The organism is Wenyingzhuangia fucanilytica (assembly GCF_001697185.1).
GTDB classification, from domain to species: domain Bacteria; phylum Bacteroidota; class Bacteroidia; order Flavobacteriales; family Flavobacteriaceae; genus Wenyingzhuangia; species Wenyingzhuangia fucanilytica.
This window is the reverse complement of sequence record NZ_CP014224.1, coordinates 1,434,050-1,449,600: the sequence shown is the minus strand read 5'-3', so window position 1 is coordinate 1,449,600 and position 15,551 is coordinate 1,434,050. Positions and strand designations below refer to the sequence as shown.

Annotated in this window: 7 protein-coding genes; 1 reads left to right on the top strand and 6 read right to left on the bottom strand. The window is 31.8% G+C overall.

The features are described from left to right. Positions 1-2: 2 nt before the first annotated feature. On the bottom strand, positions 3-2,840 hold the full coding sequence (locus AXE80_RS06030; protein WP_068825397.1) for a DUF1553 domain-containing protein: 2,838 nt from the start codon (positions 2,838-2,840) through the stop codon (positions 3-5). A 390-nt stretch (positions 2,841-3,230) separates the two neighbouring features. Here AXE80_RS06030 and AXE80_RS06025 point away from each other — a divergent pair, with 390 nt between their 5' ends. Then, entirely contained in the window at positions 3,231-4,151 is a 921-nt protein-coding gene (locus AXE80_RS06025; RefSeq protein WP_068825395.1) for a hypothetical protein, read from the top strand. A gap of 222 nt (positions 4,152-4,373) precedes the next feature. Here the strand turns inward: AXE80_RS06025 and AXE80_RS06020 are convergent, their stop codons facing one another. The 5 genes from AXE80_RS06020 to AXE80_RS06000 are packed head-to-tail and all read right to left on the bottom strand — an operon-like array spanning position 4,374 to position 15,258. Further along, positions 4,374-5,420, bottom strand: coding sequence for a DUF5627 domain-containing protein (locus tag AXE80_RS06020; RefSeq protein WP_068825393.1), 1,047 nt, complete (start codon positions 5,418-5,420; stop codon positions 4,374-4,376). A 43-nt stretch (positions 5,421-5,463) separates the two neighbouring features. After that, entirely contained in the window at positions 5,464-7,185 is a 1,722-nt protein-coding gene (locus AXE80_RS06015; RefSeq protein ID WP_068825391.1) for a RagB/SusD family nutrient uptake outer membrane protein, read from the bottom strand. 26 nt (positions 7,186-7,211) lie between these two features. Further along, a complete protein-coding gene (locus tag AXE80_RS06010; RefSeq protein ID WP_068825389.1) occupies positions 7,212-10,244 on the bottom strand; it encodes a SusC/RagA family TonB-linked outer membrane protein in 3,033 nt (1,010 codons plus the stop codon). A gap of 40 nt (positions 10,245-10,284) precedes the next feature. Continuing rightward, complete coding sequence (locus tag AXE80_RS06005; protein ID WP_068825387.1) at positions 10,285-12,108, bottom strand: RagB/SusD family nutrient uptake outer membrane protein; 1,824 nt, start codon at positions 12,106-12,108, stop codon at positions 10,285-10,287. Between the two features lie 12 nt (positions 12,109-12,120). Further along, the gene (locus tag AXE80_RS06000; RefSeq protein ID WP_083194595.1) at positions 12,121-15,258 is read right to left on the bottom strand and encodes a SusC/RagA family TonB-linked outer membrane protein; all 3,138 of its coding nucleotides are present in this window, start codon (positions 15,256-15,258) and stop codon (positions 12,121-12,123) included. Between the last annotated feature and the right edge of the window lie 293 nt (positions 15,259-15,551).

The following is a 15,551-nucleotide window of genomic DNA, read 5'->3' as shown; positions in this document are numbered from 1 at the left end:
ATTTAATAGATAAACTGAAATTCTGGAGACATTAAAATCGCCCAAAAGACATCTTGTAATTGCTCTTTTTGTGGATGATCTCCTAAGGCATTCATTAGCATATTCTTTTCTTCCTTAGTAGGATTTCTTCCCAATGCTCTTAAATATAATTCCTCTATAATTTTTTTACTATTATGACCGTAATTATCAATCCATTCTTGAGCTCCAACTTCTAAAGTTCTATTAAAAAAAGCTCCATTTGTTAACTCTAAAGCTTGTAATAATGTAGCTTGTTCCTCTCTAGAAGTGGTTACAATTTCTCTACTTGGCCTACCTAAAGCTTTCATAAAAGGATGTTGTTTTACAAGACTTGCTCTTGCAAATGTTCCTTCTTTATTTTTAAATGTAAAATTGATTAAATGTCCCCAATTTTGAGTGCCATAATTTTTAACTAGATTCCACGATTTATCATCAAATTGATTAGTTACCCATGTTTTATTTGGCAATTGATCTGTACTTTTCCAACTCTCATCTGAGTTTATATATAACTTTTCTCCTGATTGAAAAATAATTTGCATAGAAAACAAAACTCCTGCTGGGTTTCCTATAGTCCCTTCGTTTTCACCTTTAATAGCAATGGTATTTTGTCCTAATTTTAAATAAGAAGAAACATCTAACTTATTTACTTTAGTCCAATCATCAGCTTCAGATATTTTTTTTCCATTTAAGTACAATTGATAACTATGATCTACAGAAATTAAAACTTTAGCAGATCTTATATCTATTTTAGATAGATTAAAACTTTTTCTGAAATATCTCTTTCCTGGTTCAGGAAGTACCACCCGATTAACGCTCATTTCTTTATGCCATACACGTTGTGCATTTATTTTTTCGCCATTAGGATTATATTCAACAGCCTTATAAAGAGGAGAAATAACCTGACTTACGGCATCTGAGAATTGCTCTGCACTCAAACGTCTTAAAACAGGTCCTTTAAAAACATAATTATCTTTAACCTCTTTTATTTTTTGATAATTTACTACTGGTAGTTGGTACGCCTTTGATGTTAAAATTTGTTTTAACAAGTGTTTTAAGTCTGAACCTGAATCTACAAAATCAGCAGCTAACCAGTCTAACAACTCAGCATTCCAAGGAGTATTATCCATTTCATCAAGAGGAACAATAATACCTCTCCCCATTAAGCGATCCCAAAAACGATTGGTTAAAGTACGATACAATCTTCCGTTTTCTCTTTGCACCATTACCTTAGATAATTTTACCAAGCGTTCCTTTACTGTTTTATCATCAACACTACCTAATTCAGGGTATAAAAAATTAGGTTTTGCCATTTTTCCAATAGGTTTATCACAGCGGTTTAATTCAAGTATAGAATCTGAAAAAATAGTTGCAAAACCATAAGCCTGATCTAAAGTCATATTACTAACAAAACTATTATGACATGAAGCACATTTAACATTTGCTCCTAACAAAGATTGTCCTATGTTCTGTGCTGCTTGCATTTCTGTTCTTTGACTTGCATTTACAACTCCACGCCATTGAATCCCTTTAATAAACCCTTCTGAACCTTTTACAGGGTTTATTAATTCTTTGACCATTTGATCATAAGAGTGATTATTTATTAAAGATTTATATAACCAACCTGTAATTTGTTTTCTTCCTCCAGTAATAAATCCAGTTCCACTATAATCATTTCTTAGTAAATCATTCCAAAAACTTAGCCAATGTTGTGTGTAGTTTTTATCGTCATTAAGCAGAAAATCTATTAACTCTTCACGTTTATTAGTAGTTTCATCTTGTATAAATTTTTGAATAGCATTAGGATCTGGTAACAATCCTATAACATCCATATAAACACGTTTTATAAAAGTTCTATCATCAACTACATTTGGCCAATCTAATTGATGAGTATCAAAATATTTATCAATTAATTTATCTACAGGATGGTTTTGTTCTTCTACTTTTGGTAACGTAGGTTTATGAAGTGCCAATGCTGCTTCTGGAAACACCTTAACTTCTTTATCGGACCAATGTGCTCCTTTTTGAATCCAAAGCTTAACCAAAGCAATTTCGTTAGCAGTTAATAGTTTTCCTTTGGTTGGCATTACTTTTTTATGACCAGCAGGAAGTGTAATTCTTCTATAAACTTCGCTTTGTTCTGGTTTTCCTGCAACAATAGATGGACCAGACTTACCTCCTTTAAAAACACCTTCCTTATGCTCTAGAATTAGCTCTCCTTTTTGTTTGTTTTCACTATGACATTGATAACATTTATGTGCAAATATCCCCCTGACTTCTAGATTTAATTTATCTAGTTGTAATTCGGATAAAGTTTCTGTTTTTTTTAAATCAGAAAGTAACTCTTCTGATTTTTTATCATTATAACGATTGTTTTTACTTGGCAAAACAGCAGTTAAATAATCTTCACCATGGGTTAAATTTGCTCCTAAATGTCCTGCAATACTTAAAACAACAACTGTTATCATAAGCATCAATCTATATAAACGTAAATCTTTATTTTTTTTATTTAAAGTATTTCTTAAAACAAAAGCAGTAATTACAGCCAAAACAGTTGTTGCTATTCCTGTATACTGGTGATTATTAACCAAGCTACCACTATAATTTTCTTGGGTACGTAGTAGCCAACCAAAAACTGCAGAAAAAAAAGCAGATAAAGCACCTAAGTAAACCATCCATTTGATACCTCCACGCAATTCACTTTTTTTATCTCTAAACGAAAGAATTTCAAGAAATAAAGCAACAACTAATAACCCTACCGGAAAATGCACCAATAAAGGATGCATACGGCCTAATAATTGAAAAACCCAATTTATATCCTCCATACTATTTATTAAAAACTATTGCTTTCTAAACTATCCTATCAAAAAACAATAAGCAAACTAGCTGTTAAACATAGTAAATGGTATTTGTGAATCTGTCCTGATTTGTCTTGCTTAATTCTATTATTCAATAAACAGTTATCCTTCATTATTTTTTTCGAGTAACCTGTTTGTTATCATTGATAAGCAACTCATCAATTGATTGAATAAATTTTAAAACCTCAAAATTTCTTTATTGCATAAACCTTAATAAAGAGTAAAACCGTGTCTAACACAAAACAAAATCATCAGTACAAGACAGGACAGATAAACTATAAGTAAGTATGAATTTAGTAATAAATAGATCTATTATTTATCAATTCAATACTTAAACACCAAAAAAAAACAAACAAAATGAAAAACAAATTATCTAAACTTATTATTCTACCACTAGGACTTATTGCTTCTTGTTCTAGTGAAAACGAAATTACTTTTGGCGAAAAAGAAACTTCAGGTTCGAATTCTACTTATTCAACAAACACCTTAAATAAGGTTACCAATAACTCTAAGTGTTTTGATCAATTTAAAAATACAGATAGAGAATATGAGTATACCGCAGGCTTTGATGTAAATAAAAACGTGAATAAAATAATTGATGACAGAACCTGTTTTGCAGATTACTCACAAACAACTTTTAACAATAGAACTTATGGAGTATACAAAATAGCTGCAGGTACCAATCATATCGATGATTTACAACCGAGAATAGAACGAACAACACCATCCATTAATTCTAATGATATAGGGGATGGAAGTTATGTTCGTTTTACAGGATATGTAACAATAAAAAGAGCAGGACATCTAAGTGACTCATATGACCGTGATGATATAAGAGATAAATCAGGAACATATATAGCCCAAGCAAAAGGCAAACACTCTGGAGGTGGCGGATCTGCAGACCCAGCAATATGTTTAATTGTAGCTAAACCTATCTTTTCTGGAAGTACACAAGTATCTTATGATATTTATAGAGAAGAAATAACAGAAAGAGGAGGATCAGGAGTTACCGGAAGACAATTGGTTTATTTAACAAACATACCTGCGAATACCAGAAAGTTTTTTAAAATAGAAAATGGTTTTACTGGATCAGGGACAAGTAGAAGACATTATGTAAACGTAAGAATTGGAGCCACAGATTACAATTGGGATGTACCTAGCCCTGAACGTGCATTACAAGCAAAAATTCGTTTTGGTGCTTATCGTTGTCATGGTGGTGAAGCAGAAATTTTATGGGATGGTGTTAACAAAGTCGTGAAAAAAGTTCCAACATCTTAACATAAACAACCCTAAAAAGATCTATTTACAAAAGAAAAAGCTGCTTTTTATAGCAGCTTTTTTTTGCTTAATTATTAACGACATGAAAAGAGAAAATTTTAATAAAAGTAATTCCCTCTGTATTAATAAATACAACTGATTGGATAGAAAAGAAAGTATAAAAAAAATAGTGAGAGTAAACTCCCACTATTTTTTATACTCTATTGTAAATTATGAAAAAAACTATTTATTTAAATTAACTACAAACTCTTCGAATTTAACATTCCTATTTCTCAAGACTAAAGTATCATTTACTTTATGAGTTTCGTTATTAACTGTATCTGTATAATTATACTCAAGGTGAATTACATCACGTTTTTCTCCACCCCATTCGTCACCATCTTTTACAAACCTTCCTGATCCCGATACATTATATGGATCATTATCAAAACTAACTATGTTACAATCTCCATTTTGATCAAATTCTAATTCAATATTCACATTCCCTGGACTAGAAAGTGCTCCTCTACGAACCACATTAGACAATTCAACATTATCTTTTCCAGTAGTCATGATTTCAACTAATTCATCTCTTACTACATATTCATCTCTATATTCAGTCGTTACTTTTTGTCCACCAGCATCGGTCATTTCATCAGCACCTCTTCGTAAATACATTCCTTGATACTTATTCATAAATTTAATTCCAAAAAGAGTGTAATCTTTTGGAGCAGTTTCCCAATCTTCAGGTTTTACCTTTACAGGGTTTGCAACCATAGGAACACCAGTTAAAAGAGAATCTAACCCTTCATATTTTGTGATTTTTAATGGAATTACATAATGAACATCTTTTTCTGACGCAAATGAAAGTGGATCATCAAAAAAAGCATCTTTAAGCTGTACCGGAATGCGTCCTTTAATTGAACCTGATGGTATTGTTACTGGACTAGTTTGCTCAATAGTATAATATTGAGAAGGTAATGATTGTACATTTATAGTATCTGCTCCAATTAAAAGGGTATCTATTAACTCAGGGGCTAATTCAAAATACACTTTTCTATCCTTTTTATTTTCATAGACTCCAGACATAGTCACACCTATTTCAAATCTATGATTATTGTCATTTTCATTAAAACCTAAATCATACTCTCCTAAAATTAAAGTTCTAATAGGAGTCTGAAATGGGAAATAAACTGAGGTTGAACCAAAATCTTCAAACTCTATATCCTGATTTTCGCAAGCAATTATACTAAAAGCTAAAGCGAATATTATTAATAATTTTGTTTTCATATCTTTCTAATATTTTATGATTCTTTTATAATACCTAATGGTTTTACCAACCTTTATTTTGTTGTATTTCAGGAAATTTTAGTGTTTCTGAATTTGGAATTGGCATATAAACAGCATGACTTGGATAATTCCTTATTTCAACAGAAGGCAGTTCTACATAGTTACTACCATCATTAAAATAACCTTTTGCTGTTTCGTTTAAGGATGTTCCCCAACGTCTAAGATCCCAAAATCTATGTCCTTCAAAACTTAATTCAATACGACGTTCATTTCTAATAAGATCTCGCATAGCAGATTGAGTTGTAATGGTTGTTAAATAAACATCTGGTTGTGTTATTCCTGCTCTATTACGGATGGCAGCAATAACATCACGAGCAGAAATTCCGTTTACCTGATGATCTGGCCCTCCAATTTCATTAGCAGCTTCTGCTAATATTAAAAATAATTCCGTATATCTAAAATAAACATTTACATGTTTTTGATCAGATGTAGTTCCATCATTATTAATTCTCACATCAGGACGAAGTAATTTCTTTAGGTAATACCCCGTGGTTGTTGAAAATTCAGAAATAGAATCTAGTCTATCAATCTTACCTCCGTAACCTGTATTAATAACTCCTCCTCCAAAAGAAGATCCATTAACTACAATATATTTTTCTAAACGAGGATCTCTATTTGTGTATGGATCCTGAGGATCGAAACCATTTGTAACTGTTGCTGGAAATCCGTTTTTCATTGGAAAAGACATCACTAAATTATGAGTTGGATTTACCTCTCCAGTACCATTTACAGAAGGTGGAAACATTCTTTTCTCATATGTTGAATTACTTCCTCCTACTGAACTACGCCATAACAATTCATCACCACTTAAATCATTATCTGATGCATAAAACTCTAGACCATCAGCTGCTAAACCAGCAACACCACCAATACTATTTAATAATTCACTTGAAACATCAGCAGCAATATTATAATAACCTTCTTGACCATTAAAAAAAGACGGACTAGCAACATACAGCGCCAAACGTGCTTTTAAAGCTTTTACAATTCTACCAGAAATTCTTAAATTATATTGAGAACCGTTTACTACTTTGTATTTTCCAAAATCAACAGATGAATACCATGGATCTACATCTGCTAAATTATCGGAATAATCTGTTGGTAACAAAGCAAGAGCATCATCAAAATCTTTCATTATTGCATTAACAGATTCTTTAAGAGTTAAACGAGGAATATTAAAATTACCATCAGCTTTTATAAACTCTGTAAAATATGGAATTCCTAATAATTGTCCTGAAGCAGCTTCACCTGCATGAGCCTGTAATACATAAAAGTGATGTAAAGCTCTTAACGCTAAAGCTTCTCCTTTTAAACGTTTATTAAATAATTCATTAATTTCTGCATCTCTATTCCATTGTACAGTACCTGCATCAACAATTTCTATAAATCGATTAACATAGAATACTTTTTCAAAACTATTCCAACTTGAAGCAGGATTGTATAAAGCAGACAGCTCCCCAAGAGCCATTCTTTTATATCCGTTATTCAATTTATTATTAACAGCATCATCTGTTGCAGTTTCTGAAAAAGAATATTGATCTTCTAAACCAGCATATCCCTGTAGTAATATTCCTTCTGCAGATTCTGGATCGGTACTAACATAGTCATAATCCAGCCTATTTTCATCAATAGGTTCCAGTTTTTCACAGGAAATTACTCCTGTAAAAACTGAAACAACTAACATATATTTTATTAAATTTTTCATTTTATTTATCTGAATTTATAATTAAATTAAAATGATGTTCTTAAACCTAACGTGAAGGTTCTGTATAGAGGACTTCCTCCAATACTTAACTGACGAACATCTCTATTTTCAGCAATTTCAAAAAGATTAGTCCCCGAAACGTTAATACTAAAATCTTTCATTCCTAAATCACTACATACTTTCTCATTAAATTCATAAGTTAACTGAGCTCGGTTGATTTTAAAGAAACTATTGTCATACATCCAAAAAGTTGAATTTTGAAAGTTATTTTGATTTGATCCAGAAGACAATCTTGGATAAGTAGCGGTATTTGCTGTTTGAGGAGTCCAACGCCCTAAAACAACTTCAGAATATTTATCATTACCATTTACCTTATAGTAATTATTAGACTTCATTGCTTCACCTCCAATCTGACCTGTTCCTAACACAAATAAATTAAGTCTTTTATATTTTAGGTTAAGATTTAATCCATAAGACCAAGGGCTATTCCCCATACCAATAACAACTCTATCGTTATTATCGATAATATTATCACCATTTTGATCCTTATATTTTATATCTCCAGGTTGAACTGATCCAAAAGCAGGAACAGGGAAATTACTTTTTAAAGATAAATCACCATTACCAGCTACATCAAAATCATTTTCTGAATAAAAACCTTGATCAACTAAACCTACAATTGCTGTAGTAGCTGTACCTACTCTATTTTGGTAAGCATACTCATTTATTTCATCTCTTTTAGTTATTTCAGCTTTATTATAAAGAATGTTAGCTCCTAGATTAACGCTAAAGTCATTAATATTTTTATTATAATTCAAACCTAACTCAAAACCACTATAGGTATTCTTATTATAATTATCATAAGGTTTAAAAGTGTTATAAAAAGAAGGATATTTACTATTTAAAAAAGTTACTTGTTTGTCTAAATCTGATTTAAAGTAATTAAACTCTAACCAAATTGATTTCATTAAATAACTCTCAAAACCAACATTTAAATCTACACGTTGTTCATAACCTAAGTTTGGATTTGCTCCCTGAGAAACATTTTGTCTTCTATTAGTACTTTGTCCATCAGCCCAGTTAAATGCAGAACCATCAGAAAAGTTTTCGCCATATAAATAATAACTATCTATTCCTAAATCTGAATTAATAATTCCCGCCGATGCTTTAATCTTTAAGTAGTCAACAAAATCTATATTTTTAAAAAATTGTTCTTCACTAAGTGCATATGCCAATCCTAACGTTGGTGAAAGTGCTGTTCTATTTCCATCTGGTAATTTAATAGAGTTAACATATGCAGCACTAAAATCAACAAACATTTTTTTCTTATAATCATAAGCTAATTGGAACCCTAAATGTGAGTTGATATCTGATTGAATCGTATTATTTTCTTTTTGCGAATTAAAGTAACCTAAGAAGGTACTGTTGAATGAATGCTTTTTGTTAAATGTTCTTTTATAGTTTACCAACCCGTAAAAACCTAACCTAGAAACAAAATCATTTGTACTAATATTTTCTGTTAAGTCCTTTTTATCTGGCCCACCGAACGGTGTTAAACCAATAATTTTATCATCTTGCCAGGTAGGCTCATAAACAGCATAGTCATTTCTTACAGATATGTTATAAGCATCATAAAAATCAAAACTTAGGTAAGTCTTAGCAGACAACCCTTCGGTAATCATATCTAAATCAAAATTTACAGAATTGTTAAACTGTGTAGAACGAAAAACTGATTTTTGATATCCACCTCCAATAATATTTGCTATTGGAGTATTATTTTGAAACTGCTGAGATCCTCCTAATAACATTCCGTCAAATATTCCAGCTCCTTTTAATTGAGCAGCCAATGCTGGATTCCCAGTTGCATCTATCATAGAAACAGGTAATAAAGGAGCATAACTATTAGGCTTAAAACTAGTACCGCTATTTAATAAATTTGATAAAGCACTTTTTGTATTACTCAAAATAGCAACACCATCAAGAGAACTTGTAATCCAATCATTTATTTTAAAATCTATATTTCCCCTTACATTAAATCTATTAGTTCCTACATTTGCATCTGGATTTATTTTAACCAAAGATTGGTCATGATTCCACCCCATATTTACATAATACTGTGTTTTTTCATCTCCTCCAGAAAAATCTGCAACAATATTTGCAGTATTAACAAATGGACGTAAATACTCATCTGAATAAAAATCTGTATCAGGGTAACGATATTTGTTTGTGCTATTTTTAAACTCTTCAATAAGAGTTGGAGCATAAAAATCTGTTAAACCATCATTTCTTCTAGCCTCATTATAAAGTTCCATATAATCAACAGATCCTAAATAATTAGGTAATGAAATTGGCATTCTAACTCCTGAAAGTACATTTACATTAACCTGTTTTTGATTTATTTTTCCTCTTTTGGTATTGATAATAATTACCCCATTTCTTCCTTGACTTCCATATAAAGCAACCGAATTTGCATCTTTAAGTACTGTTATCTGCTCAACTTCTTGCATATTTAAAATATTGGGATTACGACCAATAACACCATCAATAACAAAAAGTGCATTACCTAATCCTCTAACATTTGCAGAACCTTTAACACCTAACATTAAACCGTTAATATAATCTCTTACCCACTGGGTGTTGTCGTAAACAACACGATCTTTTGTGTTAATAGAAGCAACAGAACCTACAATATCTCGTCTGTCTTTAGTTGTAACTCCCATTTTTATTTCGTCATCTTCAGAAGCTAAAAAAGGTGATTTTTCTAAGACAATCTTACCTGTTAAATCAATAACTTTAAGTAGTTCTGATTCAAACCCCTCTTTTTGTATAACTACTGATTGTTCATAAGGTAAATCAACTTCAAAATTTCCATTATCATCTGTAATAGTTTGTACTCCATTAGGCCCAAAAATATTTACATTCCTAATAGGATTTCCTTGCTCATCAACCACAGTTGCATTTGCACTAGAGCCCGTTGTTTGAGCTATTGCAAAATCGCAAAAGCAAAATAGTGTTAGGCAGAATAGTGTAAATAGCCTATATAATTTATTTATTTTCATTTTTTTTTCTTTAAATTAATTAAAACAAAATCACAAAACTCTACCATCCTGGGTTTTGTTCAAAACCAGCATATATCTGAGTTTGATTTGCCTGAAAAGGCAACCAATAATGCTTTGGATACTCACACACTCTTGATATAAGTAGTTTTTCTTCAAAGTATGAATGATCTTGTGGAAAGCTAAGCTCAGTCTTATTTTTATACTTATCTAAGTGTGCTACTCCCCAACGACGAATATCTACCCATCTATGTGCCTCCCATGATAACTCTACACTTCTTTCTCTTCTTAATTCATCCATAAACTTATTATTATCAGCTACAATTGCTGAAGGAACAGTAGGGATTCCTACTCTAAGTCGTAATGTATTAATCGCCTGTTCTGCTGATAAAGGATAAGATGTTGGTATTGCTGTTGCTCCATTTGCTGCATGTAAAGCTTCTGCATACATTAAATACACATCTGTAAGTCTCATGTGTAAAAGCATTCCTACATACCTGTTAATAATTCTATTCCAATTACTGTGTAGTGTAGGATAGAACTTTTTATAAAGATAACCTGTTTCTGAACCACCATTTCTGTGCTCACCACCTTCATAAAGTTGTGCAAATTTGTGTTGAGCAGGTGCTGTAGCTTTAGTAGCTAACACATCTCCATCTGCAACAACCCACATATAAAATCTAGGATCTCTATTGTCAAATGGTTTTGTTGGGTCATAAGTAGGAGCTCCGTATTGCCCACTCATATCATCTTCTATAGAAAGACCATTGGCCATTCCAAAGTTGTTGTGTATAAAATTATGTGTTGGACTTGTATGCCCTACACCATTAATTCCAGAAAAGCTTTTTAGCATACCATTTGCCATAAACCTTTGAGCAGAAGGTCTATTTCCTCCAGGGGCAGCAAAAATAAATTCTGTACTTCCTGGCCACATATCAGCATTTGGTGTTTCCCAAAATACAGATTCATAATCACTAAAAGGAACCAATGCATATCTACCTTGATCTGCTAACTTTAATACTTCTGCAAAAGCATCAACAGCCATGTTACACAAATCAACATCGTAATCATAAGTATTTATCCCTGGTTGGTTATTAATTTTCATTAATGGACTTGCTGCCAATAAAAGATTCTTTCCTTGAAAAGCATAAGCAGCTCCTTTCGTAAGCCTACCCATATTTTGTCCCAACGTTTTTTGTCCATAAGTCTCATTATCCCAATCAACTGGTAATAAAGCTGCTGCTCTCTTGTAATCTTCGTTAGCTTCTAATGCACACTCTTTATAAGTTGCTGGTCTAGCTAACCTAAAATCATCACCTTTTATTACTTCTTTTATATATGGAAAACGTCCCCAAAACTTCATGATTTCATTATGAAAAAAAGCTCTAAAAAAATAAGCTTGTCCTAGAATTACATTTTTTTCATCTTCAGTAGCATCTACCATTAAATCGATACTTTCAATAACAATATTTGCTTTACGAATTCCCATTAAACTACCATTCCACAGTCCTGGTCTGTTTCTTGCGTTTGTTTGACTGGTGTTATTCTGACCATTATCATTTAAATAAGAATATTTATGACTTGACCAAAAAACTAAATTTCCATTATCTATTTGTGAACTAGATTTAAATCCAGGTGGAACATATCCATCATCTCCATAAATATAATCTTGAAAGGTGTGCCCTGCTGTACCGTAATCTACTACTAAAGCATACATTTCTTCTACAAAACCCTGTGCATTGTCAAAGTTTTGAAATACTTCTTCTTGTCCTAAAGTTGCTTCTGGTGCTACATCTAAATAATCCTCACATGAAGATGTAAATAAAGATGTTATTATTAATAATGATATTAGTATATATTTTTTCATCTTATTTCTTTTTTAAAAATTCATATTAAAACCAAAATTAAACCTCTTTAAAGTAGGATAATCTCCTCTAAAATCTGAATCTGCTGTGATGTTACCATTGAATTCTCTATCATCAGGTAAATCTGACCAAAGGTATAAGTTGTTACCATTTGCAAACACTTTGAAAGAACTCACACCCAATTTTTCACATATAGTTTTAGGAATGTCATATGATAATTGTAAAGTTTTAAACCTTACAACTGATGAATCATAATAATTGTTTCTTGGATTGGTTGCCGCTTGACTAAACTTCCAAGTTGGCATTGTATCTGTATTTCCTGGATTTTCCTTAGTCCAATAATCTATATCTTGTTCAAAAATCAAATCAGTTTGGTTGGTAAAAGTTCTATCTCCAAATCTTCTTAAACTATTTTGTGTTCCATAAAACTGAGCCATAATATTAAAACCTTTATACCCAGCTCCTAAATTTACATTCCAGTTTCTTTGTGGACGAATAGGTTGACCAAATGGCGCATTATCATAAGCACTGTTATAAGTTCCATCTCCATCAAAATCTACCACATCATAATACCCCGGCCTTCTATATTCTTGACCTGAAATTTGTGGTGTAGACATATATATATCATCCCAACTGGTTAAAATATTTGTTGGAATTGCTGATCTATTCTGACCTATTGGATATCCTTCATTTTTTTGGTAAAAAGGTCTAAACTCAGGATCATCTCTCTCTAACACAACATCTTTAGCTTGAGTAAAACTATAGTTACCCCAAATATCTATTCCGTTAGAAAACTTATACTTTCCGCCAATTACTAATTCAAAACCTCTTACCTCTACCTTTCCTCCGTTAAAATCTGGTGGGGTATTTCCATAAAATTCAGGTACACTACGTTGAGAACCTCTAATTAAAATATTATCACGATTTTCTCCAAAATAATCAAACTCGGCAGTTATCATATTGTTAAACAATGACAATTCAGCACCAAAATTGTATTTAATCGCAGTTTCCCACTGAAGATCAGGATTTCCTACAACATCCTCTTTATAAAAAGTGTAAGGAGATCTTCCATTATGATATTTGTTTGGGTTTAAAAATGTAGAACCTCCACTAGCCCATTGCCCTAAATAATTCCATCTACCAGGAAGTTTATCATCACCAACAAGACCATAAGACCCTCTAAATTTAAGTTTGTTAATCCAATTTACATTCTTCTTTATAAAAGATTCGTTTGACATCATCCATCCAGCTGCAACCGAAGGGAAAAGATCAAAACGATAACCAGGACCAAATCTTTCTGATCCGTTGTATGCTCCGTTAACATCTAAAAAGTATCTAGAATCATAGTTATAGGTTACCCTACCTACCCAGTCTTCTCTAAAAGTTGGAAATTGATTACCTATTGCATATTGTTGTCTTCTAAATAAAAACAAGGCTGATACATCGTGTTTTTTTGCAAACTTTCTATTGTAGTTTAATGAAAAATCATAAACCATTTGACGACTTCTAGTTCCATCATTGATTGTAGAAGGATCTAAAGTCCATGGAAATACTACAAAATCAAAATCGTTTACTCCATTTGGAGAAAGAATAAGTTCTTTATCTCCATCATACACTCTATACACAACATTTTCTAGACCATCAGCTCCATTATCTGTTAAGGATTGATTACTAGTCATGTTATTATCCAGTGAAAACCTTCCTTTAAAAGATAAACCTTTTGTAACAAAATCTAATTTTTGTTTTAAAATAAAGTCACTATTTACTTGAAATCTTCTAGATGTGTTATAACCTGTATTGGTTAAACTTACAATAGGGTTGGTAATACCAAATACATCATTTACAAATTGCCCATACAAACCATCAGGATATACTGGAGTATATAAATTGGGAGCAATTTCATAAATACCATTTACAACCGTATTTAAGTTACTTGGTGTTTCCTGAGTTCCTAAGTAACCAGATAAGTTTACCGAAAACTCGGTTGACTTGGTAATATCAAAATCAATATTAGTTCGATAATTAAATCTATCGTATTTATACTCTCCTAAATATCCTTTTCCACTATCGTATTTTGAACCATCAAAAATATCATTTACTGTTTGATATGATAAACTTCCGAAATACTTTGCTCCTTTAGATCCTCCACGAACGGATAAATTCACCCTAGTATCTTGTGCAAAATCTTTAAGAATTTCATCTTCCCAGTTTATATTAGGATAAATATAACTTTCTTCCTCTGTTAATGGATTACGATATTTATTTACAATTCCCATAGGTCGGTAATCGTCCCATGAGTCTGGACTGTACATCACTTCTCTCATTATAGACTTATTCGCTTCTAAAACAGCATCATAAGCATCTAGTTTATTAGGAAGTTTTGATACTGTTTTATAAGTAGTATTTACCGATAAAGACAATTGAGCTTTCCCTGTTTTTCCTCGTTTAGTAGTAATTAAAATTACACCATTAGCTCCTTCTACTCCAAAAACCGCTGTAGCAGAAGCATCTTTCAGTACAGAAATCCCTTCAATTTCATTCATGTCAACATCTGACATAGATCTTTTAACTCCATCAACCAAAATAAGAGGTTGTCCAGAATTATTCCAGGTGCTCTGACCTCTAATAAAAATTTGCACATCAGATTGACCAGGAATACCACTTCCTTGTATTGCTGTAACACCTGGTAAGTTCCCTTGTAAAGCTTCTTCAACATTAGCTACCCCACTAGTTCTCTCCATTAGTTCTTCACCCTTAATCTGAGTAATAGCCCCAACTACACTCTCTTTTTTTTGGGTTCCATAACCAACTACTACCACTTCATCAAGTTCTTGACCCTCCTGTTTTAAGGTTACGTTAATTTGATTTCGACTAGACACTAGAACTTCCTGTGTTTCATAACCCATGTACGAAAAAACAAGAGTGCTTTTTGTATCAGCTTTGATGCTATAGTTACCATCAAAGTCTGTAAAAACACCAATTGTAGTACCTTTAACCAATATTGTTGCTCCCGGTACAGGTAAACCATCTGCGGTTACTTTTCCAGAGACTGTTTGCGCATTCGAAACAGTGATGCAAAACAATATCATACTGACTGCAATCAAAATTCGCCTTATATCTGGCGAGACTTTTAACATCATTTTTAATTTCATATAATATTTAGTTAATAATTAGTAGTTGGTAAATATATTTTTAAAAATGTGTTTACCTGTCCTGACCTGACCTGACAGCATCAACAAAACCACTATATTTAATACCAAATAATCAATAAAACAACTGTTTCTTTTAATAATTCATAAAATAAATCAAGTTATTTACTCTCCTAGACAATGACTATTTTAAGGCCTATGTTACATATTAAGAAATGAAATAATTAGTCTATAACCTTAAAATGTTAAATTAAGTATTTTACTCGGCTTACTCCTTCTTCTTTCTTGGGTGAACA